This window comes from Mesorhizobium sp. M7A.F.Ca.CA.001.08.2.1 (assembly GCF_003998455.1).
GTDB classification, from domain to species: domain Bacteria; phylum Pseudomonadota; class Alphaproteobacteria; order Rhizobiales; family Rhizobiaceae; genus Mesorhizobium; species Mesorhizobium ciceri.
Genome location: NZ_RZPW01000011.1, coordinates 1 through 25,866 on the forward strand (window position 1 = coordinate 1; position 25,866 = coordinate 25,866).

Consider the following 25,866-nt stretch of genomic DNA (forward strand, 5'->3'; position numbering starts at 1 on the left):
GCCCATATCCGCCATGACGATCTAATCTCCGCCAAGGGCGTTTCGGTGGTCATGGCCCGTCAGCTGATCCTCAGGAACATCGATCTTTCGGTGCCAAAGGGATCATTCGTTTCCCTTATCGGTCCTTCCGGATGTGGCAAGAGCACCTTGCTCAAGGTGCTGGCCGGGCTGGTGCAGCCTACCCAGGGCAGCGTTTCGATCGCCGGGCTCGCGCCGGTCGAGGCGGCGCGCAAGCGGATGATCGGCCTCGTCTTCCAGGACGCCAACCTGCTCCCCTGGAAAAACGCCGTCGACAATGCCTCGATGCTGCTCGGCATCGCCGACAAGTCGCTCTCGCGCTCGGATCTGCGGGCGCGCGGGCAGGAGATGCTGGAACTGGTGGGGCTGGGCGACAGCGCCCACAAGCGGCCAAACGAGCTGTCGGGCGGCATGCGGCAGCGGGTCGCCATTGCACGGGCCCTGGCGCTCGATCCGGCGGTCCTGCTGATGGACGAACCGTTCGGCGCGCTCGATGCCATCACCCGCGATTCGATGGGCCAGTCGCTGCTGGAGATCTGGCAGCGGACCGGCAAGACGATCGTGCTCGTCACCCATTCCATCGACGAGGCCATCCATCTGTCGCGCCATGTTCACGTGCTGGGGATCAAGCCGGGACGGATCACCGAGAGCCTCGACATTGCGCTGCCTTACCCGCGCGACCTGTCGGTCACCGAAGATCCGGAGTTCGTCAGGCTGGTGGTCCAGTTGCGAACGATGCTGCGCTCCAGCCATCAACCGGGAGGCGCGTCTTGAGCGACCAACCCATAATCGACCTTTCCGAGCCGCGCCTCGCCTCCAGCTGGAGTGCGGCGACCGGCAGCTGGCTGCCGGCTGTCATCCTCCTGCTGGTGACGATCGTGCTGTGGGAAGCCGCGGTGCGGATCTTTGCCATATCCGCCTTCATCATTCCCGCCCCGTCCGAAATCGCGAAGTCGCTGGTGGCGCAATGGGGCACGCTGATGCAGGCGACGCTGGTGACGGCGGGCGAGATCCTGTTCGGCTTCCTGGTCTCGGTCGTGGTCGGCATTGCCATTGCGCTGGTCATCGTGCGCTTCGATTGGTTGGGACGCGCGCTGTATCCACTGGTGGTGCTGTTCCAGAACGTGCCGAAAGTCGCCCTCGCGCCGATCTTCATCCTCTGGTTCGGCTATGGGCTGGCGCCCAAGATCGGCCTGATCCTGGTCATCGCCTTCTTCCCGGTGACGCTGTCGATGCTGGCGGGCATGCAATCGGTCGACCGCTCGCTGCTGTCGCTGATGAATTCCGTCGGGGCCAGCCCGACGCAGATCCTGTTCAGGATCCGCGTTCCGCACTCGCTGCCGAACCTGATGGCCGGAACCAAGATCGCCGCCACGTTGAGCGTGATCGGCGCCATCGTCGGTGAGTTCGCCGGGGCGTCGGACGGTCTCGGCTACGTCATCCAGTTCGCGTCGACCCAGCTCGACACGGCGCTGGTCTTCGCAGCGCTGCTGCTCGTTTCCGTGCTTGGCATCGCCTTCTACTACGCCGCCGAAATCCTAGAACGCATCGTGGTGCCGTGGGCGCCGAAATTCAGCCAATCCTAGGCCCGCTCGATCAACCAATTCATAAAAGGGAACAAAAAATGCTGAGACGCTCACTTATCAAGGCCGCTACCTTCGCGGCGTTTGTTGCAGCACTCGGTTTTTCCAACGCGGCTCTGGCGGCGGACAAGGTCAACGTCCAGCTCGACTGGGTCGTGCGCGGCAATCACGCCATGTTCTTCGTCGGCAAGGAAAAGGGCTTCTTCGCCAAGAACGACATCGATGTGGCCGAGATCCGCAAGGGATCCGGCTCGCCGGACGCGATGCGGCTGGTGGGCAATGAGAACGCGGATTTCGGGTTCGGCGATCTTCCCACGCTTGCCGTCGCACGGTCGCAGAATGTCCCGGTCGTGGCGCTGGCAGCCGTCAATCAGCACTCGCCGCTGGGGATCATTTCGCTGGCCAAGACGCTGAAGCTCACCAAGCCGTCCGACCTCAAGGGACTGACCATCGGCATTCATCCGGCCGGTTCCACCTACATCTTCTTCAAAGGCTTCCTGGCCGCCAATGGCCTGACCGAAAAGGACATGACGCTGAACAGCGTCTCGCCTCCCTATGAAAGCTATTTGCTGCTTGGCCGGGTTCAGACGGTCGTCGGCTATATCGATGCGGAGGTTCCCGAACTGGAAGCGAAGGCCGGGGGCCCGGGCTCGCTCAGCATCATGATGGGGGCGGACTATGGGTGGAAAGCCTATGGCTCCGGCCTGTTCACCTCGCAGGCGATGATCAAGGACAAGCCGGACGTCGTGCGCCGCTTCGTCAAGGCATATAGGGAGGCCTTCGACTATGTCGTGGCTCATCCGGAAGAGGCCGCCGAGATCACCGCCAAGGCAGCGCCCGGCTATGCGGACAAGAAGGACGTACTGCTGGCGCAGATCAACGCCGACATCGCCTCGACGTTCACCAGCCCCGACACCAAGGAACACGGTCTCGGCTGGATGACGAAGACGCAGTGGGAGGAGACTCTGAAGACGCTGACGGACCAGGGCGTGCTCAAGGCGGCTCTGTCGGCGGACGACGTCTTCACCGACGCGTTCCTGGCGAAAGAATAAGAGGCTCGCGATGTTCGAACGGACGCAGGAATGAGCGCCTACCGGCAGACCAGGCTGTCCTGCGCCATGGCGCAGGACACATCACGCTCGCCTTTCGCCGCGTCGGTGCGGTCGAGCGTGATCTGCACGCGGGTGGCATATGCTCGGCTCGCCAGACCGCACCACAGCCGCTCGACGGGCAGGTTCTCGCGCTTGTCGTTGAGGATCGTGAACGTGCCGGTCTTCGCATCGAACCAGAGCTCGACGCGGGTCTTCTTGCCCGGCTCGATCGTTGCGATCCCGGCCGAATACCAGTGGGCGAACTCGGCGTTGCAGGAGAGGCCTTCGCTGCCCGCATTCGAAATCGTCAACGGAACCATGTCGAGCCCGTCAGTGCCGGTGCGGACGGCGACATGGTGCAACTCAACCGCGTTGGCGAAGGACGATAACGCCAGCATCACCGGAAGGGCATAACGGATCTTCACTTTGCCTGAGCTCCACAATGTAATTTTTCCTAGGCAGTCTATCTCGCTTTCGCGCAATAACAATAAGAATATTGATTGGTGAAACAACAGAGAGGGTAACATGTTAAAGCTTCTTAAGAGCAGTGTAAGTGCAGTTATATTGACCAGTGTCTTGTTGAGCGGCGCGCTTGCCGGCGAGGTCAAGTCGATCGCCATCCTCACGCCCGAAGAAGGCACGGACTACGGCTGGAACCAGCAAGGCATCGATGCCGCCAAGGCGGCTGGCAAGGCCGCCGGCGTCGAAGTGGTCGTGGCCCAGGGCCTCGGCTATGGCGATGTTCGTCCGACCTTGCGGGAACTTGCCTCCGACGGCGCCAGCCTGCTGATCGCGCATGCCAGCGGCTACAACACCTCGGCGCCTGAAATCGCCAAGGAATTGAAAGTTCCGGTGGCAATCGTCGACACGCCAGCCGGCCTGGAGAAGGGCCTTGTCGCCGACTATACGCTGAGCGGCCACGAGGGCGCCTATCTCGCCGGCCGTCTCGCCGCCAAGGTGTCGCGTTCCAAGTCGGTCGGCATCGTCGTCTCGGGCGAACCGCCATCGTGGAATTCGCAGTCGGCGGCGTTCGCGCAAGGCGTGAAGGCGGAGAACCCGGACGTCAAGATCACCTACGCGGTGATCGGCCCGGCCGCCTACAGCGATGCGGCCGGCGGCAAGCGCGTCACCGAAAGCGTGATCGCGTCGGGCGCCGACATCATCTTCGGCCAAGGCAACGGTTCGAGCTTCGGCATGCTGCAGGCGGTCGAGACGACCAAGGCAGCCGATGGCGGCAAGGTCTATTTCATCGACGTCATCGGCGACAAGTCACCGATCGACAAGGGCTTCCTGCTGTCGTCGGTGGTGTGGAACATCGAGCCGGTCTATGCGGCGATGATTGCCGACCTGAAGGCCGACACGTTCGGCACCAAACACTATACGATCGGCCTCAAGGACGACTCGGTCAAGTTGCTGAAGACCGCTGCGATCCCGGACAATGTCTGGACGGAAATCCAGGCGCTGCGCGAGGACGTCATTTCCGGCAAGATCAAGGTCGAGCCGGTCTATGACGCGGCCGCCGTAAGAGCACTGATGACCAGCGTCGCCCAGTAAGGCGATCATGGTCGGCTGCCGGAGGGGTGATCCGTTCACCCTTCCGGACGATTCCTGTTTTTTGGTGCTGGGCTTCATGAGCGGTTTTTCTTCATCGTCCGTTGCCGGGCGCGACATCGTCGCGCTTGAAGGCGTGACCAAACGGTTCCCCGGCATCGTTGCCAATGACAGCGTCGACCTGTCGATCCGCCCGGGCGAAGTGCATGTGCTGCTGGGCGAGAACGGCGCTGGAAAATCGACATTGATCGGCATGTTGTCCGGCCTGCAGCAGCCTGACGAAGGACGCATACTGGTCGACGGCAAACCGACGCCGATCACCTCGCCACGCCATGCGCTGGCACTCGGCATAGGCACCGTATTCCAGCACATGATGCTGGTGCCGACGCTGACGGTGGCGGAGAACCTCCTGCTTGGCGGGCCGTGGTGGCAGCGCCCCAGGACCGAGGAACTGGCGGCGCGCGTCGCCGAGATCACCGGCACGCTCGGCATCACCGTCAAGCTTCAAGCCAAGGTATCGGAGTTGTCGCTCGGCGAGCAGCAGCAGGTCGAGATCCTGCGCGCGATGCTGCGCAACAGCCGGCTGCTCATCCTTGACGAGTCCACCTCCATGCTGACGCCGAAAGGTATCGACGAACTGGGCGCGTTGATGCGCCGCCTTGTCGAGCAGGGCCTTGCGATCGTCTTCATCACCCATAAGCTCAAGGAGGCGGCTGCCTTCGGCGACCGCATCTCGGTGCTGAAGCTTGGCCGCAAGGTCGGCGAGATTCCACCCGAGCGGTTTCGCACGCTGGGCGAACAGGAGATCGTCTCGGAGATCGTGGAATTGATGTTCGGCAAGCAGAAGGATGACCCGGAAGCCGTCGAGCGTCCTGTCCGCACTGCCCGCGCCGGCGCTGACCCGCTTCTTCAGGTGACGGACCTGGCGGTAGCGGCGACGGACAATGCGCCGGGCCTGTCGTTGATCTCCTTCGACATCCGCCCGGGCGAGATCCTCGGCATAGCCGGCATCGACGGCAACGGCCAGAAGCAGCTGGCGGAAGCGCTGGCCGGCCAGCGTACAGCCACAAGCGGCTCGGTGCGGCTGGACGGCGCCGCCATCGAGACGCTGAGCGTCGGCGAGCGCCGCCGGCGCGGCCTTCGCTACCTGACCGACGACCGACTGGGCGAGGGCACTGTCGGCACCTTCCCGGTCTCGATCAATTTCTTCCTCAAGCAGGTCGGCGCGGCCCCGTTCTGGCGCAACGGCGTCGAGCAGCGCGCGGAGATCGACAAGCGCGCCGCCCAACTCGTGCGCGAATACGACGTGCGCACGCCGAGCCTGAAGACGCCCGTCGCGCGGCTGTCCGGCGGCAACATCCAGAAGGTGCTTCTGGCACGGGAACTGGCTGAAGGCGCCAAGGTGGTGATCTTCAACAAGCCGACCTATGGGCTCGATCTCGCCAACACATTGGCGTCGCGCCAGCGCATTCGCGATACGGCGGCGCGTGGCCTTGCCGTGCTGCTGATCTCCACCGACCTCGAGGAATTGCTTGGCATGTGCGACCGCATCGCCGTCATCGCCGACGGCGCTTTGGTCGGCACCGTCGAGAACGTAGACGACGCCCGCACAAAGGTCGGTCGCCTGATGATCGGACTTGCCGCATGAGCATCGACACCGCACCCACGGTCAGCGCCACCGCACTCGATGCCACGAGCGGGGCAGCGACGCGCCGCGACATCCTGCATCGGCTGCTGATGACGCTCGGCCCGATCCTTATCGCGCTGGTCATAGCCGGCTGTATCCTGCTTGCCGTCGGCGTCGACCCGCTGGCCTATTATGGCTTCGTGCTGGAGAAGGGACTGTTCTCGCCGCTCGGCATCCAGCAGACACTGACGCGCATGGCGCCGCTGCTGTTTCTCGCCGCCGGCCTGATCGTCGCCTTTCGCGCCGGCATGTGGAATCTGGGCGGCGACGGCCAGTTCCTGCTTGGCGCGGTGACGGCGGCTGCCAGCGCTCCCGTGTTCGTGCAGATCATGCCAGCCTGGCTGGCGCTGGTCTGCTCGTTCCTCATCGCCATGGTGGTGGCGATGATCTGGTCGCTGGTGCCGGCGCTGCTGCGTGCCTATCAGGGCGTCAACGAGATCATCACCACCCTGATGATGACGTTCCTCGGCACCTCGCTCGCCAATGTGCTGGTCAAGCTGGCGTTTCGCGACCCAAGCACGACCGTGCCGCAGACGCGCACGCTGCCGGTGGAGGACCGGCTGCCGCGCCTGTTCGAAACGACCATCACCAGTGGCCTGCTGCTTGGGCTGGCGGCGATCGTCATCGTGCATCTGGTGATGACGCGCACGGCGTTCGGGCTGAAGCTGAGGATCGTCGGCGCCAATCCACGAGCGGCGGTTCACTCGGGGCTCGGCGTTCCCGGCCTGACCGTCGCCGTCTTCGCCATTTCGGCCGGGCTGGCCGGGCTTGCCGGCGCCGTCGACATCATCGGCGTCCAGGGCAATGTCCGCGCCGACTGGAATCCCGCCTACGGGCTTGCCGTGATACCCGCCGTGTTTCTCGCCCGTATGAACGGCTTTGCGGCCATCGGCTTCGTGTTCCTGCTTTCGGTGCTTTCGATCGGCGGCGAGAGCGCGGCGCGCCGGCTCGGGGTGCCCAATCATTTCACGCTGGTGCTGGTTTCCATCGTGCTGATCGTGCTCGCGCTCGCCGAATATTTCGATCACCGATACAACCAGTCGCGGAGGGCCTAGGGCATGACCGGGCTCTTCAGCGAGGTCTTTCTCAGCGCGCTGCTGTTCGGCGCCGTCACCGCAGCGATCCCGCTGCTGCTTGCCGGGCTCGGCGAGCAGATCTCCGAGAAGGCTGGCGTGCTCAATATCGGCATCGAAGGCATGATGCTGGCCGGCGCCTATCTCGGCTTTGTCGGCGCTTTCTATTCCGGGTCGCTGTGGCTGGGCTTTCTCACCGGCGCCGCCGGGGGTGCTGCGGTGGCGCTTGTCATGGCGCTGCTTTGCGTGCGCATCGGGCTCAACCAGATCGTCATCGGCATCGCGCTGACCTTGGGGCTGGAAGGCCTGACGGCGCTGCTCCACCATTTCCAGTTCTCGCGCAGCTATCCGCGCCTGCCGGCGGCGGATGCGACTGTCATTCCGCTGCTTTCGGACCTTCCGGTCATCGGGCCTGCATTCTTCAAGCATCATCTGATCGTCTATCTGGCGGTCGCGCTGGTTTTCGGCATGGGCTACATCTACCGGCGCACGCAGCTGGGCCTCAATTTGCAGGCGGCAGGCGACAAGCCGGCCGCGCTCGATGTCGCCGGCATCGATGTCGTGCGGACCCGCACCATCGCCGTGCTGACGACCGGAGCGCTGGCCGGGCTCGGCGGCGCGTATCTCGCCAATGTCGGGGCCGGGCTGTTCATTCCGTTCATCACCAATGGCGCGGGCTTTCTCGGCATCGTGCTGGCCATGCTGGCGCGCGGTCGCCCGATCTGGGTGCTGTTCGGCGCGTTGCTGTTCGGTGTCTGCCTTTCGCTGACGACGGCCATGCAAGTGGCCGGCATCAACATACCGACCGACATCATCCAGATGCTGCCGTTCCTGGCGGTGATGATCATGCTGGTGCTGTTCGGCCGGCGCGCCAGCCTGCCGGCGGCGCTCGGCATTCCATATGAGCGCGGCGCGCGCTGAGGACAATTCATGCGCGGACGGGACCCGCGCCAATAAAGGAGGCAAGAATGTCGGATACCAAGGTCTACCTGCTCGACGGCGGCTCGCTCGTTCTCGACGGCTATCATGTGTTCTGGAACCGCGGCCCTGGCGGCGAAGTGCGCTTCCCGGTCTATTCGATCCTGATCGAACATGCCGAGGGCCGGTTCCTCATCGACACCGGCTATGACTATGATCACGTGATGAAGGTGCTGCCGTTCGAAAAGCCGATCCAGGAAAAGCACCAGACCATCCCAGGCGCCCTGGCGCTGCTCGGCCTCGAACCGAAGGACATCGACGTCGTCGTCAATTCGCATTTCCACTTCGATCATTGCGGCGGCAACAAGTATTTTCCGCACGCCAAGAAGATCTGCCACCGGACCGAGATGCCGCAGGCCTGCAATCCCGAACCTTTCGAGCATCTCGGCTATTCCGATCTGAGTTTTTCGGCGGAGGCTGCCGAAGCGCGTGGCGCGACCGGGCAATTGCTTGCGGGAACGACACGGGCGAATTCGACCTTTGAAGGCATCGATGGCGACGTCGAGCTTGCCAGGGGCGTCCGGCTGATCTCGACGCCCGGCCATTCGATCGGCCATTACAGCCTGCTGGTCGAGTTCCCCAAGCGCAAGCCGATCATGTTCACGATCGATGCGGCCTATACGCAGAAGAGCCTCGAGACGCTGTGCCAGGCGGCCTTCCACATCGATCCGGTGGCGGGCGTCAATTCGATGCGCAAGGTGAAGAAACTCGCCGAAGACCATGGCGCCGAGCTGATGTACTCGCACGACATGGACAACTTCAAGACCTACAAGACCGGCACGCAATTCTACGGCTGACCGCCGCCAATCCGGAGACAAGACGATGCGCTATCTCGAACACGCCGATCCGGTCATCACCCTGACCGCGGGACCGGTGAACGCCTATGCCGAAGTGCTGCGCGGTCTCGGCCGCACGGTGCTCTACGACTACGACCCGGCGTTCCAGCTTTTCTATGAGGGTGTGGTCGACAAGGCGCAAAAGGCGATGCGGCTGTCGAACAAGCCGGTCATCCTGCATGGCGAGCCGGTGCTTGGCCTGGAGGCCGCCGCGGCCTCGCTGATCACGCCGGACGATGTCGTGCTCAACCTTGCCTCCGGCGTTTACGGCAAGGGGTTCGGCTATTGGGCGAAGCGCTATTCGCCACATCTGCTCGAGATCGAGGTGCCCTACAACGAGGCGATCGATCCGCAGGCGGTCGAGGCAATGCTGAAGAAGCATCCGGAAATCACCATCGTGTCGGTCTGCCACCATGACACGCCGTCCGGCACCATCAATCCGATCGACGCCATCGGTGCGCTGGTTTCAGCGCATGGCGGCTATCTCATCGTCGATGCCGTCTCGTCCTTTGGCGGCATGAAGACGCATCCGCAGGATTGCAAGGCCGATATCTATGTCACCGGCCCGAACAAATGCCTGGGCGCGCCTCCCGGATTGACGATGATGGGCGTCAGCGAGCGGGCCTGGGCCAAGATGAAGGGCAACGAGGCAGCCCCCCGCGCGTCGATGCTGAGCATCGTCGACTGGGAGCATGCGTGGTCGCCGGATAAGCCGTTTCCGTTCACGCCGTCGGTCTCGGAAATCAACGGGCTCGATGTCGCGCTCGACCTCTACCTCGATGAGGGACCGGAGGCGGTGTGGGCGCGCCACGCGCTCACCGCCAAGGCCATGCGCGCCGGCGTCACCGCGATGGGCCTGTCGATCTGGGCCGCCAGCGACAGCATCGCGTCGCCGACCACGACCGCTGTCCGCACCCCCGAAGGCGTCGACGAGAAGGCGCTTCGCCAGGCTGCCCGTGCCCGTTACGGGGTGGTGTTTTCGTCTGGCCGCGGCGAGACCTTGGGCAAGCTGACGCGCATCGGCCATATGGGTCCGACCGCCCAGCCGATCTATGCGATCGCGGCGCTGACGGCACTTGGCGGCGCCATGAACGCGGCCGGCCAGAAACTGGCGATCGGCAGGGGTATCGACGCGGCGCTGGCCGTGATCGACGCCGACGCCTGAACAGACATCACCACGGATTGAGGGAGCATTTTCATGACTGAACGGCTTGCGGGGAAGACGGCCCTGGTTACGGGCGCTGCGCAGGGTATCGGCAAGGCGATCGCCGCGCGGCTCGCCGCCGACGGGGCAACCGTCATCGTCAGCGACATCAATGCCGAAGGCGCCAAGGCGGCGGCCGCGGCAATAGGCGGAAGGGCGAGGGCGATTGCCGCCGACATTTCCGATCCGGCCTCCGTCAAGGCACTCTTCGCCGAAATCCAGACCCTGACCGGGGGCATCGACATCCTGGTCAACAATGCCAGCATCGTGCCGTTCGTCGCCTGGGACGATGTCGACCTCGACCATTGGCGCAAGATCATCGACGTCAATTTGACAGGCACCTTCATCGTCAGCCGCGCCGGCACGGACCAGATGCGTGCGGCAGGCAAAGCTGGGCGGGTGATCAGCATCGCATCCAACACCTTCTTTGCCGGCACGCCGAACATGGCGGCCTATGTCGCGGCCAAGGGTGGCGTCATCGGCTTCACCAGGGCGCTCGCCACCGAACTCGGCAAATACAACATCACCGCCAATGCGGTGACGCCCGGCCTGATCGAGAGCGACGGCGTCAAGGCGAGCCCGCACAATGAGGCGTTCGGCTTCGTCGAGATGCTTCAGGCGATGAAAGGCAAGGGGCAGCCGGAACATATCGCCGATGTGGTCTCGTTCCTGGCCTCCGACGATGCGCGCTGGATCACCGGCCAGACGCTCAATGTCGACGCCGGGATGGTGCGCCACTAAAGCATTCCGCACCCCAAACCCCTATACGCTTTCGGGCGATCTGCACCCAGGTCGCGACGGGCGGACAGGCGCGGCCAAAAATGTATCCGCAAGGCCGCAGTGGGCCAATCAAGGAAAAATCACAGTGGACTTCGGATTCGACACGTCGGTTTTCGACGGGCTGACGATTGCAATGCTGGTCGCCGGTCTGGCCATGACCGGAATGGCCTCCGGCGTGCTCGCCGGTCTGCTGGGGGTCGGCGGCGGCATCGTCATCGTCCCGGTGCTGTTCTGGGTGCTTAGCCTGTTCCACTTTTCGCCTGCTGTGATCAGCCATCTGGCTGTCGCGACGTCGCTTGCGGTCATCATCCCCACCTCGATCTCGTCAATGCGGTCGCACAACAAGCGCGGCAATGTCGATCGGCCTCTGCTCACTCTGTGGGGACCGGCCGTTTTCGTGAGTGCCCTGATCGGTGGCATCACGTCGAAGTTCATCCCGGGCGCCGGCTTGCAGCTGGTTTTCGGCGTCGTCGGCCTGCTGGTGGCCCTCAACATGGCGTTGCCGAAGCACCTCGTGATCTCCGATCACCTGCCGCAAAGCGGCTGGATCAACCGCGCGATCGCCTCTGTCATCGGCTTTGTCTCTTCGCTCATGGGAATCGGTGGCGGGACGCTCTCGGTGCCGACGCTTTCCAGTTTTTCCTTTCCTGTGCACCGGGCCGTCGGCACATCGTCGGCGCTTGGCCTGCTTATTGCGCTTCCGGCAGTGGCTGGCTTCATCTGGTCGGGTCTCGCAATCGCAGGCAGGCCTCCGCTCAGCCTGGGTTACGTCAGCCTGCCGGCGGTTGCCATCATAGCGCCCGTGAGCTTCCTCTTCGCACCCTTGGGCGCAAGGCTCGCCCACGCGCTCAACCCGCGCTACCTGAAACTTGCCTTTGCATTCTTCCTGGCGATCACGGCCGGGCGAATGCTGCTGTCTTGAATTTCGCTGGGCGGCGTACGGCTATTTTTCCCGCATGGCCCGGCGGAAGTTCTGCGTGATCGGCTCGGCGAGATAAGAGAGAACGGTGCGAGCCCCCGTCCGGATCATCGTCTCGCTCGACATGCCGGGCAGCAGCTTGCGGCCCTCCAGCTTGCCGAGTTCGCTTTTGTCGATCACAACCGTCGCGGCGAAATACGGTGCGCCGCTGCGCTCCTCAACCATGCGGTCAGCCGACACGATCTCCACGACACCCTCGAGCGGCGGCAGGTTGTAGCGGGCGAAGGCCGGGAAGCTGACGCGCGCGGGCTGTCCGGGTGCGATCGTCTCGACATCCTCCGGTTTGACCATGGCTTCGACCACGAGTTGTTGTCCGAGCGGTACGATCGTCATCAATGTATCGCCGGGTTTCACGACACCGCCCGCGGTGTGGACCTTCAGATCCATGACGATGCCGTCAACCGGTGCGACGACATCGGTACGGGTAAGCACGTCCCTGGCGGCACGCTCCTCCTGTCTCAGGTCGAACAGTTCCGCCTCGACCTTGCTCAACTCATCGACGGACTCGTTGAGCCGCACCGTATCGAGGTTCAGGATCTGCATGTCGATCTCGGCCATGGCGCTTCTGGCGCGGGCGATTGCGGCGATATTGGTAGCGCGCTCGCCCTCGATCTCCTGCTGCTGGCGTCTGAGCAACAGGTTCCGCTCGCGGGTGGTCAACCCCTTCTTGAGGAGACTCTCGAGGTCTTTGGTCTCACCCTCGATTGCCTCGATCTGTTTGTCCTTGGTGACGATAAGCTCTTCCAGTCCCTTTATCTCCTCCTCGGTCTGGTGGCGGCGCTGGCTGAGGATTTCCCGCTCGTCCGCCAGATTGTGGTGCTTCGCAGCGAATACGTCACGTTGTGCGGCCACCGCGTCCCTTGCGGCGGTGGCGGGGTTGGCGAGCAACGCCGGATCGAACTCGATCTCGGCCCTGCCGTCACGCTCGGCCCTGAGACGCGCTGCCAGCGCCTCGCGCGTTGCTATCCGGTTCTGAATCAGGTCGAGCTGCGCCTTTGCCTGCGTGTCGTCGAGCCGGACGAGGATCTTGCCGGCCTTGACGACATCCCCGTTGGCGGCGTTCAACTCCGCGATGATGCCGCCCTCGAGGTGCTGGATCAGCTTGCGGTCGCCGGCGACCTTGATAACGCCCGGCGCCACAGCGGCGCTGTCCAACGGTGCCAGGGCCGCCCAACCTCCCGCGACGCCGAAGAACAGGAACATGATCGCGAACCCGGTGCAGGTCACGCCTGTCAGGCGCAGGGGCACCGGTTCCAGCAGGGAGGGTGGCTGGACGGGGAACGGCACGACGTTCAATTCCCGGGAATGGGTCATGCTTCTTTGACTTCTTTGATTTCTTCGATTTCTTTGACTTCCTTGACCACTTCGAGGGTTGGCAGCTGGGCTACCTTCGGCATCTGGGTCACCTTGCGGGCCCGGTTGGCGAGTTCGTTGAACACGGCATCGCGCGGTCCGAATAGGTCTTGTGCGCCGTGATTAAGCACCAACACCTTGTCGACCTTGTCCATGATGTTTGCGCGGTGTGCGATCAAGATGATGGTCGTTTTCGCCGCCTTGGCGATACCGATGGCGGCGGCCAGTGCGTCGTCGCCCTCTTTGTCGAGGTTGGAGTTGGGTTCGTCGAGGATAAGGAGCGCCGGGTCGCCGTAGAGTGCCCGCGCCAGCCCGATGCGCTGGCGTTGTCCGCCCGACAGCACCGCGCCGGATTCGCCAATCTCGGTGGCGTAACCCTTCGGCAGTCCTTTGATCAGTTCGTGAACTCCCGCCAACTGCGCGGCCCTGACCACATTGTTGAAGACCGCTGGGTTAAGTGGCGTGAAGCGGGCGATGTTCTCGGAGATGGTGCCGGCAAAGAGTTCGATGTCCTGCGGCAGGTAGCCGACGTATTTTCCGCGATCCTCCGATGCCCACTCGGCGACGCTCATGCCGTCTAGCAACGCGCGACCGCCTGATGGGCGCCAAGTGCCCGCCAGTATTCGCGCCAAGCTCGTCTTACCGGCTGCGCTCGGGCCGATCAGCGCCATCACTTCGCCCGGGTTGAGTTGGAAGCTGACTCCCTTCAAGATGTGCTCACCGCCCTGGCGGGCAAGGACGATGTTCTCGGCCTCAAACTTACCTTTTGGGCGCGGCAACGGCAGGGCCGTTGTGATCTCGGGGTGCTGACCGGCGACATTGACAAGTCGCTTGTAAGCGGCGCGGGCCCCCACCGTCGCCTTCCACGTGGCGATCGCCTGTTCGACCGGGGCCAACGCGCGGCCCATCAGAATTGAGGCGGCGATCATGATACCGCCCGAAGCCTGATTCTTCACGACTAAATAAGCGCCGAGTCCGAGGATCGCCATCTGGAGGCCCTGTCGGAAACTCTTCGCGATGGCCGAAATTGTGCCGCCGCGGTGAGCGACGAGAACTTGCCTGACGTTGACCTCGTCCTGTTGAGCTTTCCAACTCTCGAGTAGGGGCTTCAACATACCCATGGCCTGGACGACCTCGGCGTTACGGATTGCCGCCTCGGCCTGCGTGTAGGCCCGCGCCTGGGCACCCGCGGCCTCCGCTGTCGGCTTCCGTGTGATATACTCGTTCAACAGGGCTAGAGCGAACAACACGATACCGCCGCAGAGTGCCAACCAGCCGAGCCACGGGTGCATGAGGAAGATGGCGGCGAAGAAGATTGGTGCCCACGGTGCGTCGATAATCGGGAAGATGCTCGGGCTTGTGAAGAAGTTCCTGACTTGGTCGAGGTCGCGCAGCGGGCGGGAGGTGGCCTGGCCTGGTGTGGCGGCGGCGTATTCCACTGTCGCGGTCAGGAGAACCGGTGCCAGTCGCACGTTCATCCATGCGCCGACCTTGGCCAGCAAGCGACCACGCACGATGTCCAAGGCTGACATTGTCGCGAGAGCTGCCGCCGCCATCAGCGAAAGCGCTACTAGCGTCTCCAAGCTGTGGCTGCCCAATACGCGGTGGTAGACCTGCAGCATGTAGAGTGCCCCTGTCAGCATCAGTATGTTGATACCGGCGCTGAACCAAACCAGCGGCTTGATGGCCCGCTTAGCTTCTCTCATCACCACCTGCAGGGCTGGTGGCTGTTGATTGGTAGATTTCATCGTCTATTCCAGTGCGCTGGTGTCCGGTTCTGTCGTTAGATACAAAAAGACCGGGCCCACGCGGGTTAAGCAATGGGACCGGCCAAGCAAGTGGGGGCGGCGTGAGCCGCCCTGTCAGTTGTTAGACGACATCCACCAGAATGCTGTTGTGGCCGGTCACGTCACCGTCGGCATCGTGAATAACCACGTCGAACGCAAGGTGCGCGTCTGGCGTCACGGTCTGGGTCGCCGTGAAAGCGATGTCCGTGATCTTGAGGACATCGTTGTCCGTCGGATCCCAGTTCTGCAGTGCGAAGGTTGTGCTGCCCCCGTTTGTACCGACTCCCTTTTGCAGGTTGATCGCCGTCGGTGTCTCTACGAACACACCACCCGGTACAGTGTCGGGGCCCGTCAGACCGTTACCGGACTGCATGATCTGGGCACCCTGGAGCACCCAGTTCTCGCCGGCCGCGTTATAGTCGTTCCGCTCGACGACCACGAGACCGTCGTTGTTGTCGAGCGAGAACTCGTTGGTGTACGGAGAGGGCACACCACCCGGAGTGCTGGCCTTGTAGATGTCCTGGTTCTCCACGTACATCGCCTTCGTGGTGAAGGTGTCTGTCGCAGTGCCGGAACCCCCAAAGGCTCCGTCTGAACCGAGGTTGACGAGGTTAAGGAGCAGCATCAGGTCCTCGGAGTTGCCGATACCGTCGAACTCGATGGCCATATCGTTGGCCGTCTGGGTCGGGGCGATGTGGCCGTCGTCGGTCAAGATGCCCGGCGAGGTTTCGAAGAATCGGAGGGTAAGCGCTTCGCCCTTCTGGATCGTGTCGCCGGCAACACCGTTCGTGGTCTGGGTTGCGGAAACCCAATCCTCGAAGTTGCTGGTGATTTGGTCATGGGGATTGAAGAAAGTGTCGCCGGGGGTCGGGCTACCGTCACCCGTCAAGTTGAACCCAAAGGGGCTCCCGTTGGGGTTTGAGTTGCCGGTGAACTGCACGAAGAAATCCTTGTCGGTCTGTTCGGGGGTCGTCGACGCATCGAAAAGTTTCTCGACCACGACGTTCGGGTGACCCGTGTTGCCTACGGGCTGCTTGGAAAGCAACTCCGAGGTGTGGAGTAGGTCCTTCGTGAAGCCATCCGCCGTATCGCTCAACGTGATGGTGTAGGTGCCGTCCGTCTTGTTGAAGGACAAAGTGCCGGCGATCGTCCCCGGCTGTACGTTCGCCACATCCGGGTTGGCGTCGTAGACGGCGCTCCAGTTGAACAACGCCCCGGTGGCGCTTTCACTGACGAGTGTCACAACCGGCGGACCCCCGTTTGCTGGGAGTGTCTCGAACGGAGTAGAGGTAGCCGGCACCAGGCCGGTAACGTAGCCGGACAGCGCGATGCTCGCGAAGTCCGAGTGCGTAGCGTTGTAGGTCGCGAACTTGTCGTTCCCGATGTTGAAACCGAAGTCGCCGGATGCCGACTGGTTCGGGTTCGTCAGCACGTTGCTCAGGGTCTCGTGGTCGCCAACGGCCCCGCCGGGAACACCGTCGAACGCCTTCGTGATCGTCGGGCCGTCGTCGGTGAAGACGAAGCTCGTGCCGATATTGGCGGTGGCCTGAGCCGTGTCGCCGTCGCCGTCGGTGATGGTCGCCGTCAGTTGGATAAGGCTGGCGCTGGTCAACGTCCTGGTGTCGTTCGGATCGGCAGCGTTCGCGTGAAGCACCGCACGGGACTGGTCTAATGTCACATCGCCGTTGGCGGCGATACTGATTCGGAACACTTCGATTCCGCCGGTGATTGTGCCGAGGACGGCGCCGTTAGCATCGACCGACAGGCCGACTGACAGACCGGTGAGCGTGTCAGTCAAACCGGATGCGCCGGACGCGGCCAGTGCGTATGTGATCTCGACAGGGCTTGCCGCACCGTCAGCACCACCACTTTGCGGCATGAAGATGCCGGCAAAGCTCGTCGGACCAGCGTTGTTAGCGAAGTTAGTTTCGTCCACCGTGACTGTCGGCACTGTGCCGTTTGCCGAGATGCTCGGGCCGTCGTCCTTGAAGAAGAGATTGTCGCCGATGTTCAGGGTGGCGAAATCATCATCCCCGTCAGCGTCCTCGCTGTGCGCGGTGAGCGTGATGAGGGTCGCCGCCAGCGAGATAGCTTCGTCGTAGCTGCCGGGCGGGACGGTTCCGTTACCCGGAACGTTGTGAACCATCGCCAAGCTCTGGGTGAGCGTCACGACAGCAGTCGTGGTGTTGACGCTGACCGTGAACGCGATAGCACCGTTCGCGTCAGCAGCACCACCGTCTCCGACGCGACCGGTAATACTACCGTTAAGCTCTTGGTACAGGAAAATGTGTTCCTGCGATGCCGTGTCGGTAAACCCGCTGTCTGTGGCATCCGCGGGGATGCCGAGCGCGAAGGTGAGCGTGCCCGGGCCGTCAGTCCCGAAGCTGTTCGGGAAGTTGGCGAGGAAGTTGCCGGTTGTGGTAGCACCGGCGCCGCCAAGGAACGACTCGTCCACGGTGAGGTCCGGGCCGGCCCCGTTGGTGTTGACGTCCGGGCCGTCGTCGTCCACGTTGATGTGGTCACCAATGGGCGTCGACGTCTCGACCAACGCGCGGACTTTCAGGATATCGCTGAAGTCCACTTGGTCGTCAGGGTTAAGGGGGTCGGGGTGAGCGATCCCCTCGAAAGTGATCATCTGAACCGTGGCCGAGGTGTGTTCGGTGTTGGGGATGATGTAGAAAGCCGCGACGAGATCGCCGTTGAAGTCCCTTGCTTCCACCGCGCTGCCGTCCTGCACCGTGGTGAGGAAGATTTCCTCATTGTCGAGGGTGAATAGACCCGATGATGCGTGGTTCAGGGGCGCGAACTCCAGCTCGACGACGTTTTCGCCGGCTGCCGGCGACACGGTGACGAGACCGATCTGACTCGCCGCCTCCGCGGTGTCGGCAAAAGCCAACTGCGCGGCGGATAGTGTGAGACCGTTGAGATATGCGAGAAAAGCGGTGTCAAGACCACCGGAGATGTCGCCGGTGATAGCGTCGACGGAAATTGCGACGTCGTCGCCGTCTGCGCCGGTCTGTACACCGGCCGACTGGTCAAGCACCAGATCGCCTATGATATTAATGGTAGCCATAATGTTCATCCTTTCCGGGATGGTTGACTAAATATGCACACGGTTCGGACTCACGCTCACGCGGAGTCTACTGTTTGCTTTTGGAAAGCCCCACTCCCCCTTGGTTCCGCCCGGATCCTGGTCCGTGGGCGCCATCGCGTACTGACTTCGGTCCCCCAAACCTCAATTTGCCGCCAATGAAGAGGACGCGTCCATTCCCGCTTCGATAGTATTGTGGCCAATGTCCGCACCTGATCGAACGATATATATCTTTGGATAGATTGGCTGGAGGGCGCGCCGAGAGGTCGCGCAGGCACGCGCCAGATGCCGTCAGACGGCTCTGCGGCCGTTGCCGTGCGTACAATGTCGGTGCGAGTGGAGAGTGTTCAGAGCAGGCCGGTTCGGCCCATTCCAGGACGCTCGGCGGCTTTGCCGTGCGTCATCCAGGCCAGTTCCGCCCGGCCGCCTAGGTGCAACTTCTCGTAGACGTGATGCAGGTGCATCTTCACCGTGCCTTCGGATAAATGCAGCCGCTGCGCGATGGTCTTGTTGCGCAGCCCGCGCGAGACGAGATCGGCGATTTCGGTCTCCCGCCCGGTCAGCCGGGACATTGGCTGCGGCTGCGAGCCGGGCATCAGCAGCTGCTGGACGATCTTGTTGTCGATCCACTTCTTGCCCGCCGCCACCGCATTCACGCATTCGATGAGAAAGCGGTGGCTGATGCCGTCCAGAAACAGGCCATCGACGTCGAGCGTCTGTATTTCCCTGACATCGAGCCTGCCGGTTGGCTGCACGATGAAGATGATGCCGAGAGTGCTGTTGCCGGCCTTCAGCCGTGAGGAAAGACCTGATGTCTGCTGATCCGCGAGATCCACGCCTACGATGACCATATCAGGCTGATGGCGCTCCACATGAGCGAGAACGTCCACAGGGCGGCGACACTGGGCGACAACATCGTGTCCAGCCTTCAGCAACACCCATTCCAGACCGGCGAGATATACCCCCCGCGGGTCCGCGACAACCACTGTTGACATGCGAACACCGTCCGTAAAAAACGCAACGAACTTGGTTAAATACCCGTAAAATCAGGAAACCAGAGCCCACATCGATTGTCAAGTAATAGCTAATATACATATTGCTATAATCTACGACGGACCGGCGGGCTCCCTCGCAGCGTAGCAGGCCGGCTGACGATTCTGCGGAGGCGATGCTGGACCTGGTTGAAATGCCAGCATTCGATCGCACGATGATCCGCGGAATCGAAGTCGAAATCGCCGGACGTCTCACCGCACTCCTGGGTGAGAAATTTGGTAGCGCCAGCGCGCTACCGCCTTTCCCCCACGCGTCGAGCTGCCAATTCAGGCTTCGATGCTACGGCTGAACGGGCCGAGCTTGTGCGGTGCGACGGCGTTACCTGGTCGACCGCAAGCGAGCATTTGCCGGTGAAGGCTGACAGCGAAAGCAATCCGACGGCGGCTTCAAATATTCAGGTTGAACTGCGGGTATGCCGTCGGCAACCGGGGGCATTCCGAAAAACGCTGCGAAGTGAAAGTCTCACCCAAGATACGGATGAGGCAAGAGACATCTGACTGAGCGGGTTGCTGCTCGCAGGAAGCCGTCCCTGCGGTCTGCGCTTGGATGGTTTCGTTTCCATGGCGCGAGGTGCGCTGTTCCTCACCCGTTGTCGTCGAATGTCGCAGCAAAGTGCCTTGCGACTGGGAGGAGACCTGGAATGAACGACATCAAATTCACGTCCGGCCTGAGCGTGGTGGCAGATGCCCATGTCGCCTTTCGCGGCACGCCCTTCGTCGAACGGACGGCGCCACTGAACCAGAACGCACTCTGGATGCGCTGGGACAGGAACATGGTCGTCGATTGCTACTCCGATATGGTCGAGGAACTGGCGGCTATCCGCAACAGGGTGGCCATGGGCGACATGTCACCACTGTCGAAATATGTCATTGCCGGTCCGGATGCCGAGAGGATGATGGATGCGCTCATCCCGCGCGACATCAAGAAGCTGCAGGTCGGCCAGATCTACTATGCACCGTGGTGCGACGAGAACGGCCATGTCGTCGGCGACGGTCTGGTTTTCCGCATGGATGAAACCACCTTCCGCGTTTCCGCCGATCCCGGCCTTTCCTGGTGGAAGCAGCATGCCGAAGGCCTCGACGTCCGTGTCACCGACATATCCGATAGCTACGGCATCCTCACCTTGCAGGGACCGCGTTCCCGCGAAGTGCTGGAGGCTGTCACCAAGTCCGTGCAGGAATTGCCGTTCTCTCGCTTGGCCATCGTCACAATTGCCGGCAGACGGGTCGAGATCCTGCGCCAGGGTTTTACCGGCGAGCATGGCTATGAATTGTGGGTCAAGGCGGATGACGGCGCCGCCGTGTGGGACGCGGTCGAGGCGGCAGGCAAGCCTTTTGGCATCCTTCCTGCCGGCGCCTGGGCGCTCGACATAGCACGTCTCGAAGCCGGGCTGCTGATCGTTGGCTACGACTATACAAGTGCCGGCCCAGACCATGGCGGCGCCGGCATTCAGGCAGCTGGAAAGTATCGTGCGTCGCCCTTCGACCTCGGCCTGGGCCGGCTGGTCGACTTTCGCAAGGCCGATTTCATCGGCAAGGCCGCGCTGCAGCGCATGTCGAACACGGGTGACCATCGCCAGCTCGTCGGGCTCGACATCGACTGGTCGCAAGCCCTCGACGGCAAGGGGCTTGAGAGCAATGCGCCCGGAAATCTGCGGCGCGTGCAGTGGTATCCGCTGAAAGCCTTTCGCGGCGGGAAGGAAGTTGGGCACGCCAGCAGCGTCGCCTGGTCACCTTCGACCGGCAGGATGATCGGCTTCGGCCATCTGCGGCGTGAGGCCGCCGAGACCGGCACCGAGCTCACGCTGAAGTGGAACAAGGACGGCGTGGCGGCCGATGTCAGGGCGCATGTCGTGGGGCTGCCGTTCCTGTCGCTCAAACGCGCCGCCAACTAGCGAAACGCTGTTTCAGAACTGAGAGTCCTGTCGTTGCATCCTCCCGTGACGACAAGCCGGGCAGCTGGTCTGCCCGGCTCCCATTGCCGCGGCCTACGGTGCCGCGAAATCGTGAAGCTGGTCGGGAGAGACCTGGAAAGATCATGAACGACATGCGCCAAGAGCTTATCCAGACGCGAGGTTCGGCTACATTTGCGTTCGACGCGGAGGTGTCGATCGAACTGGCACCGGCGCAGGCACGCACCTTTGCGCCACCAGCCGACTGCTTCCCGCTTGGCTCGCGCGTCTTTCTTACTCACCTTCCCGGCAAGCCCGAGGCTTTGCAAATCGAAGCAGCGCGCCGGATCAAGGAGTTGGGTTTTGTGCCGGTGCCACATCTGGGCGCGCGGAACTTCAATTCGGAGCAGGACTATGTCGATCTTGCCACCGCCCACAGTCGAAACGGGATAAGCGAAGCGCTCTTTCTTGGCGGCAATCCGGCTCTCTTTCCGGGGCCGTTGGGAGAGGCAACCCAGTTGCTCGCCCATCCCGTGGTCAAAGACAGTGCGATACGAACCGCCTTCGTCGCCGGCTATCCGGAAGGGCATCCAAGCATCGTCGAAGCCGTGCTGACGGACGCATTGCGGCGCAAGCTCGAGATCTGTGCCGAGCGGTCGCTGGAAGCCAGGGTCGTATCGCAATTCGCCTTCGATGGCGACATGATCGCCGCCTGGGCGAGCAGTCTGCATACGGCGCATCCCGGGCTGCCGGTTCATGTTGGTCTGGCCGGTGTGACCAGCCTTACCAAACTCATCCGGTTCGCCATGATGTGCGGTGTCGGCCCTTCGATCGCGGCGCTGCGGCGTTCCGCCAGCGGCCTCTTCAACATCGTGGCCGACCGGAACCCAGCCGAGATCTTACAAACCATGGCGGCAAGCTACCCGGCGCCGACCGCGCCACTACACCTCCATTTCTTCCCATTCGGCGGATGGGAAAAGACGCTTGCCTGGTTCGCCGATTATCGCGAGGCGTGCTGGCTGCGGGTCAACGAACGATGAATTGTGCAGCGCTTCGACTGTCTTTCATTCTGACGCTGTCCTGCGAAGACCAGGCCGGGATCGTGGCGGCAGTGACGACCGAACTCGCCAACCTTGGCACGAACATTGCTGAAAGCAGCCAGCATTGGGACAGGGCCTCGAACCGTTTCTTCATGCGCATTGCCTTTTCGGCGCCCGCCTGGGTGTCTGCCGATGCCATCACCAAGGGACTTGCGCCTGTGGTGAATCGCTTCGGCCTGAGCAGCCGCCTGCTTGAGCGGAGCCGTCGGCCGAAAATCGTCATCATGGTCTCGAAGTTTGACCATGCATTGCTTCACCTCATCTACCAGATCCGTGTTGGCTGGCTCGAAGCCGAGGTTGCAGCGATCATCTCCAACCACGAAGACAGCCGCGAAACTGCGGCATGGGCTGGCATTCCCTACCACGTCTTGCCCATCTCGAAGGAGAACAAGCAGGAACAGGAAGGCCGGATACTGGCGGTGATCGAGGACGTCGGCGCCGACCTCGTCGTCCTGGCTCGCTACATGCAAGTGTATTCCGACGACCTCGCGGGGCGCCTGTTCGGCAAGGTCATCAACATCCACCATTCGTTCCTGCCAAGCTTCAAGGGCGCGCGGCCGTATCACCAGGCTTTCGAGCACGGAGTGAAGCTGATCGGCGCCACGGCTCACTATGTGACCGCCCAACTCGACGAGGGGCCGATCATCGAGCAGGAAACCGAGCGGGTAACGCATTCCATGAGCGTCGAGGATTTTATCGCGACCGGCCGTGACATCGAAAGCCGCGTTCTGGCGCGTGCCATCAAACGGCACCTCGAAGCCCGCGTCATGATCAACGGACGAAAAACGGTTGTGTTCGCGTAAGGCGGCAACACCGACCCGTGTGTGGCGATGCTCATATCAACAGGAGAACCAGATCATGAAAAATGGAACGGCGCATCTCTTTATCCCGGGTCCGACCAACATTCCCGACGCTGTGCGGCGGGCCATGAACGTGCCGATGCAGGATATGCGCGCACCGGATTTTCCGGAACTGGTGCTGCCCTTGTTTCGCGACCTGAAGCGGATATTCAAGACCGAGACCGGCAGCGTCTTCATCTTTCCGGGCTCAGGCACCGGTGCCTGGGAAGCGGCGATCTCCAACACGCTCAATCGTGGCGACCGGGTGCTGATGTCGCGTTTCGGCCAGTTCTCGCACCTGTGGGTCGATATGGCCGAGCGCCTTGGACTTGAGGTCGATTGCATCGATGTCGAATGGGGTGAGGGGGTTCCGCTCGACGCCTATCGGCAACGGCTGGGCGACGACAAGGGCAGCAAGATCAAGGCGGTATTCGCCACCCACAACGAGACCGCGACCGGCGTGACGTCCGACGTCGCCGGCGTGCGTGCCGCGCTCGACGAAACGGCTCACGATGCGCTGCTGTTCGTCGACGGCGTCAGCTCGATCGGCTCGATCGATTTCCGGATGGACGAATGGGGCGTCGACCTCGCCATCACCGGTTCGCAGAAAGGGCTGATGCTGCCTGCCGGTCTCGGCATCCTGGCGGTGAGCGCCAAGGGTCTGGAAGCGCACAAGCAGTCGCGCATGGAGCGTTGCTATTTCAGCTTCGAGGATATGCAGGCTTCGTCCAAGACCGGCTTCTTCCCCTATACGCCGCCAACGCAGTTGCTGCTTGGCCTGAGAGCCAGCCTCGACCTTATCTTTGCCGAGGGACTGGAGCAGATTTTTGCCCGGCACCACCGGCTCGCCGAAGGTGTGCGCCGCGGCGTGCATGCGTGGGGACTAAAGCTCTGCGCCAACGAGGAAAAATGGTGGTCGGATACGGTTTCGGCGATCGTCGTCTCCGAGGACGTCGATGCCAGACAGGTCATCGCCAACGGATATTCCAGATATCGCACATCCTTCGGCGCGGGCCTCAGCAAGGTGGCTGGCCGCGTGTTCCGCATCGGCCATCTCGGCGACCTCAACGAGGTCATGTGCCTCGCCGCCCTGGCCTCGGCGGAAATGTCGTTACGCGACGCCGGAGCCCGAATCGAGGCCGGCTCCGGTGTTGCCGCTGCGCAGGAATGGTACCGCGCCGAGATCGGCCGGACCCTGCAGCCGCGGCACGAACGCGCGGCTTGAGAGGATCGTAGCCATGAGCAAACCGAAGGTAATCGTTACCCGGCGCTGGCCGCATGAGGTCGAACAGCGCCTTGGCGACCATTTCGATGTCACGCTGAATGAAGCCGATCGGCCCTATGAGCAACAAGAGCTTCGCCAGGCCCTGCTGCTTGCCGATGCCGTGCTGCCGACCGTAACCGACCGGCTTGGCGCGGATCTCTTTGCAGGCGGGGTCAGGGCAAGAATACTTGGCAATTTCGGTGTCGGCTTCAACCACATCGACATTGCCGCTGCCAGCGCAGCAGGGCTGATCGTCACCAACACGCCCGCCGTGTTGACCGATGCCACCGCCGATCTCGCCATGACGCTGCTTTTGATGTGCGCGCGCCGTGCCGGAGAGGGCGAGCGCGAGCTGCGCTCCGGCAAATGGACCGGCTGGCGGCCGACGCATCTCTGCGGCACCCAGGTCAGCGGCAAGACCGTCGGCATCATCGGCATGGGAAGGATCGGCCAGGCCATGGCCAGGCGCTGTCACTTCGGCTTCGGCATGGAGGTCGTCTTCTTCGACAGCCAGCCGGTTCCCCACCCCGGCATGCCGGCGCGGCAGCTGGCGACTGTGGACGAGGTGCTAGCGGCCTCGGATTTCGTGTCGCTGCATTGTCCGGGCGGTGGCGAAAACACCCGCCTCATCAACGAACGTCGTCTTGCCCGGATGAAGAAATCAGCCTTCCTGATCAACACCGCGCGCGGCGATGTGGTGGATGAGGACGCACTGGTCCAGGCGCTGCGTGAGCGTCGGATTACTGGTGCCGGGCTCGACGTGTTCGAGACGGAGCCGTCTGTGCCGCGCGCCTTGACGGAGCGTGAAGATGTCGTGCTGCTGCCCCATCTGGGTAGCGCCACCAGCGAAACGCGCATCGCAATGGGCATGCGGGTGATCGACAATCTGTCGGCCTTCTTCGAAGGCCGCACCCCGCCTGACGCGGTGAACTAGCTCCCCGTTTCAATTCCAACACCAGGCAATGGCGACGCCGAAAACCGTGTCCGCCTTTTGCCGCCAGGAGACGAGCAGAATGACCGGTTTTTTCCAGAGGAACCTCAAGCTCCAGGATGCGGTGGTCGCCGATGCGATTGCACGCGAGATGGGCCGGCAGCGGTCCGAAATCGAGCTGATCGCATCCGAAAATATCGTTTCGCCGGCTGTGCTGGAGGCACAAGGCTCGGTGATGACCAACAAATATGCCGAGGGCTATCCGGGGCACCGCTACTACGGCGGCTGCCAATATGTCGATCTGGCCGAAGCGGCTGCCATCGACAGGGCCTGCCGGCTGTTTGGCGCGGCGCACGCCAATGTGCAGCCGCATTCCGGCGCCCAGGCCAATGGCGCGGTGATGCTCGCCATGCTGAAGCCGAGCGACACCTTCATGGGTCTGTCGCTCGCCGCCGGCGGGCATCTGACGCACGGTGCCCGGCCGACACTGTCGGGAAAATGGTTCAACGCCGTGCAATACGGCGTGCGCCAGAGCGACTGCCTTATCGACTATGAGGAGCTGGAGGCCAAGGCGCGGGAAACACGGCCAAAGCTGATTATCGCGGGTGGATCGGCCTATCCGCGCATCATCGACTTCAAGCGCATCCGGGCGATCGCCGATGCCGTCGGCGCGCTGATGATGGTCGACATGGCGCATTTCGCCGGCCTGGTCGCCGGCGGCGTGCATCCCAACCCGGTGGAGGTCGCCGATATCGTCACCACCACGACGCACAAGAC

At 62.7% G+C, this 25,866-nt stretch carries 22 protein-coding genes; 17 read left to right on the plus strand and 5 right to left on the minus strand.

What is annotated here, in order from left to right; translation table 11 throughout:
• The 3 genes from EN914_RS01560 to EN914_RS01570 all read left to right on the plus strand — a co-directional run.
• On the plus strand, positions 1–792 hold a 792-nt coding region (locus EN914_RS01560; protein WP_206527172.1), incomplete at its 5' end, for an ABC transporter ATP-binding protein.
• Positions 789–1,604, plus strand: coding sequence for an ABC transporter permease (locus EN914_RS01565; protein WP_013529864.1), 816 nt, complete (start codon positions 789–791; stop codon positions 1,602–1,604). The genes EN914_RS01560 and EN914_RS01565, both read left to right, overlap by 4 nt.
• A 38-nt stretch (positions 1,605–1,642) precedes the next feature.
• Positions 1,643–2,653 (plus strand): ABC transporter substrate-binding protein, encoded by a 1,011-nt coding sequence (locus EN914_RS01570; RefSeq protein WP_024505123.1) that lies wholly within the window; start codon positions 1,643–1,645, stop codon positions 2,651–2,653.
• Between the two features lie 38 nt (positions 2,654–2,691).
• On the opposite strand, the gene EN914_RS01575 is transcribed toward EN914_RS01570, so the two are convergent.
• Complete coding sequence (locus EN914_RS01575) at positions 2,692–3,117, minus strand: hypothetical protein (protein ID WP_024505122.1); 426 nt, start codon at positions 3,115–3,117, stop codon at positions 2,692–2,694.
• Between the two features lie 139 nt (positions 3,118–3,256).
• Between EN914_RS01575 and EN914_RS01580 the strand changes: the two genes are divergently transcribed.
• The 8 genes from EN914_RS01580 (at position 3,257) to EN914_RS01615 (ending at position 11,723) form a co-directional block, all read left to right on the plus strand.
• Complete coding sequence (locus EN914_RS01580; protein ID WP_244506860.1) at positions 3,257–4,246, plus strand: BMP family protein; 990 nt, start codon at positions 3,257–3,259, stop codon at positions 4,244–4,246.
• Between the two features lie 76 nt (positions 4,247–4,322).
• On the plus strand, positions 4,323–5,891 hold the full coding sequence (locus tag EN914_RS01585) for an ABC transporter ATP-binding protein (RefSeq protein ID WP_024505121.1): 1,569 nt from the start codon (positions 4,323–4,325) through the stop codon (positions 5,889–5,891).
• On the plus strand, positions 5,888–6,985 hold the full coding sequence (locus EN914_RS01590; RefSeq protein ID WP_013529869.1) for an ABC transporter permease: 1,098 nt from the start codon (positions 5,888–5,890) through the stop codon (positions 6,983–6,985). The genes EN914_RS01585 and EN914_RS01590 overlap by 4 nt, the downstream gene beginning before the upstream one ends.
• A 3-nt stretch (positions 6,986–6,988) precedes the next feature.
• A complete protein-coding gene (locus tag EN914_RS01595) occupies positions 6,989–7,924 on the plus strand; it encodes an ABC transporter permease (protein ID WP_024505120.1) in 936 nt (311 codons plus the stop codon).
• Positions 7,925–7,971: 47 nt separating this feature from the next.
• Entirely contained in the window at positions 7,972–8,778 is an 807-nt protein-coding gene (locus EN914_RS01600; RefSeq protein ID WP_024505119.1) for a 4-pyridoxolactonase, read from the plus strand.
• 25 nt (positions 8,779–8,803) lie between these two features.
• Positions 8,804–9,982 carry a pyridoxamine--pyruvate transaminase gene (gene ppaT / locus EN914_RS01605; protein WP_024505118.1) on the plus strand — a complete coding sequence of 393 codons (1,179 nt, stop codon included), beginning with the start codon at positions 8,804–8,806 and terminating at the stop codon, positions 9,980–9,982.
• A 33-nt stretch (positions 9,983–10,015) separates the two neighbouring features.
• A complete protein-coding gene (locus EN914_RS01610) occupies positions 10,016–10,762 on the plus strand; it encodes an SDR family NAD(P)-dependent oxidoreductase (protein WP_013529873.1) in 747 nt (248 codons plus the stop codon).
• The gene (locus EN914_RS01615; protein ID WP_338101335.1) at positions 10,734–11,723 is read left to right on the plus strand and encodes a sulfite exporter TauE/SafE family protein; all 990 of its coding nucleotides are present in this window, start codon (positions 10,734–10,736) and stop codon (positions 11,721–11,723) included. Before EN914_RS01610 ends, EN914_RS01615 begins: the two co-directional genes overlap by 29 nt.
• 21 nt (positions 11,724–11,744) lie before the next feature.
• Here the strand turns inward: EN914_RS01615 and EN914_RS01620 are convergent, their stop codons facing one another.
• The 4 genes from EN914_RS01620 to EN914_RS01635 form a co-directional block, all read right to left on the minus strand.
• The gene (locus tag EN914_RS01620; RefSeq protein ID WP_024505116.1) at positions 11,745–13,094 is read right to left on the minus strand and encodes an HlyD family type I secretion periplasmic adaptor subunit; all 1,350 of its coding nucleotides are present in this window, start codon (positions 13,092–13,094) and stop codon (positions 11,745–11,747) included.
• Entirely contained in the window at positions 13,091–14,881 is a 1,791-nt protein-coding gene (locus EN914_RS01625; RefSeq protein ID WP_024505115.1) for a type I secretion system permease/ATPase, read from the minus strand. The genes EN914_RS01620 and EN914_RS01625 overlap by 4 nt, the downstream gene beginning before the upstream one ends.
• 121 nt (positions 14,882–15,002) lie before the next feature.
• The gene (locus tag EN914_RS01630) at positions 15,003–17,993 is read right to left on the minus strand and encodes a DUF5801 repeats-in-toxin domain-containing protein (RefSeq protein ID WP_127218844.1); all 2,991 of its coding nucleotides are present in this window, start codon (positions 17,991–17,993) and stop codon (positions 15,003–15,005) included.
• A 365-nt stretch (positions 17,994–18,358) separates the two neighbouring features.
• Positions 18,359–18,862, minus strand: coding sequence for a response regulator transcription factor (locus EN914_RS01635; protein ID WP_024505113.1), 504 nt, complete (start codon positions 18,860–18,862; stop codon positions 18,359–18,361).
• Positions 18,863–19,704: 842 nt separating this feature from the next.
• On the opposite strand from EN914_RS01635, the gene EN914_RS01640 reads away from it, so the two are divergent.
• The 6 genes from EN914_RS01640 to EN914_RS01665 form a co-directional block, all read left to right on the plus strand.
• Entirely contained in the window at positions 19,705–20,958 is a 1,254-nt protein-coding gene (locus tag EN914_RS01640; protein ID WP_024505112.1) for an aminomethyltransferase family protein, read from the plus strand.
• A 143-nt stretch (positions 20,959–21,101) separates the two neighbouring features.
• Entirely contained in the window at positions 21,102–21,995 is an 894-nt protein-coding gene (locus EN914_RS01645; protein WP_024505111.1) for a methylenetetrahydrofolate reductase, read from the plus strand.
• On the plus strand, positions 21,992–22,858 hold the full coding sequence (gene purU, locus EN914_RS01650; protein ID WP_024505110.1) for a formyltetrahydrofolate deformylase: 867 nt from the start codon (positions 21,992–21,994) through the stop codon (positions 22,856–22,858). The genes EN914_RS01645 and purU overlap by 4 nt, the downstream gene beginning before the upstream one ends.
• A 55-nt stretch (positions 22,859–22,913) precedes the next feature.
• A complete protein-coding gene (locus EN914_RS01655; RefSeq protein ID WP_024505109.1) occupies positions 22,914–24,119 on the plus strand; it encodes an aminotransferase class V-fold PLP-dependent enzyme in 1,206 nt (401 codons plus the stop codon).
• A 13-nt stretch (positions 24,120–24,132) separates the two neighbouring features.
• Positions 24,133–25,092 carry a D-glycerate dehydrogenase gene (locus EN914_RS01660; protein WP_024505108.1) on the plus strand — a complete coding sequence of 320 codons (960 nt, stop codon included), beginning with the start codon at positions 24,133–24,135 and terminating at the stop codon, positions 25,090–25,092.
• Positions 25,093–25,171: 79 nt separating this feature from the next.
• Positions 25,172–25,866: serine hydroxymethyltransferase (locus EN914_RS01665; RefSeq protein ID WP_127388988.1), on the plus strand; the 695-nt coding region annotated here is incomplete at its 3' end.

Bases quoted from the DNA above. Each gene is read 5' to 3' on its own strand.
- EN914_RS01570 (WP_024505123.1), top strand. From the start codon at position 1,643: ATGCTGAGACGCTCACTTATCAAGGCCGCTACCTTCGCGGCGTTTGTT.
- EN914_RS01585 (WP_024505121.1), top strand. From the start codon at position 4,323: ATGAGCGGTTTTTCTTCATCGTCCGTTGCCGGGCGCGACATCGTCGCG.
- EN914_RS01590 (WP_013529869.1), top strand. From the start codon at position 5,888: ATGAGCATCGACACCGCACCCACGGTCAGCGCCACCGCACTCGATGCC.
- EN914_RS01595 (WP_024505120.1), top strand. From the start codon at position 6,989: ATGACCGGGCTCTTCAGCGAGGTCTTTCTCAGCGCGCTGCTGTTCGGC.
- EN914_RS01600 (WP_024505119.1), top strand. From the start codon at position 7,972: ATGTCGGATACCAAGGTCTACCTGCTCGACGGCGGCTCGCTCGTTCTC.
- ppaT (WP_024505118.1), top strand. From the start codon at position 8,804: ATGCGCTATCTCGAACACGCCGATCCGGTCATCACCCTGACCGCGGGA.
- EN914_RS01610 (WP_013529873.1), top strand. From the start codon at position 10,016: ATGACTGAACGGCTTGCGGGGAAGACGGCCCTGGTTACGGGCGCTGCG.
- EN914_RS01615 (WP_338101335.1), top strand. From the start codon at position 10,734: ATGTCGACGCCGGGATGGTGCGCCACTAAAGCATTCCGCACCCCAAAC.
- EN914_RS01620 (WP_024505116.1), bottom strand. From the start codon at position 13,094: ATGACCCATTCCCGGGAATTGAACGTCGTGCCGTTCCCCGTCCAGCCA.
- EN914_RS01625 (WP_024505115.1), bottom strand. From the start codon at position 14,881: ATGAAATCTACCAATCAACAGCCACCAGCCCTGCAGGTGGTGATGAGA.
- EN914_RS01630 (WP_127218844.1), bottom strand. From the start codon at position 17,993: ATGGCTACCATTAATATCATAGGCGATCTGGTGCTTGACCAGTCGGCC.
- EN914_RS01635 (WP_024505113.1), bottom strand. From the start codon at position 18,862: ATGGTCATCGTAGGCGTGGATCTCGCGGATCAGCAGACATCAGGTCTT.
- EN914_RS01640 (WP_024505112.1), top strand. From the start codon at position 19,705: ATGAACGACATCAAATTCACGTCCGGCCTGAGCGTGGTGGCAGATGCC.
- EN914_RS01645 (WP_024505111.1), top strand. From the start codon at position 21,102: ATGAACGACATGCGCCAAGAGCTTATCCAGACGCGAGGTTCGGCTACA.
- purU (WP_024505110.1), top strand. From the start codon at position 21,992: ATGAATTGTGCAGCGCTTCGACTGTCTTTCATTCTGACGCTGTCCTGC.
- EN914_RS01655 (WP_024505109.1), top strand. From the start codon at position 22,914: ATGAAAAATGGAACGGCGCATCTCTTTATCCCGGGTCCGACCAACATT.
- EN914_RS01660 (WP_024505108.1), top strand. From the start codon at position 24,133: ATGAGCAAACCGAAGGTAATCGTTACCCGGCGCTGGCCGCATGAGGTC.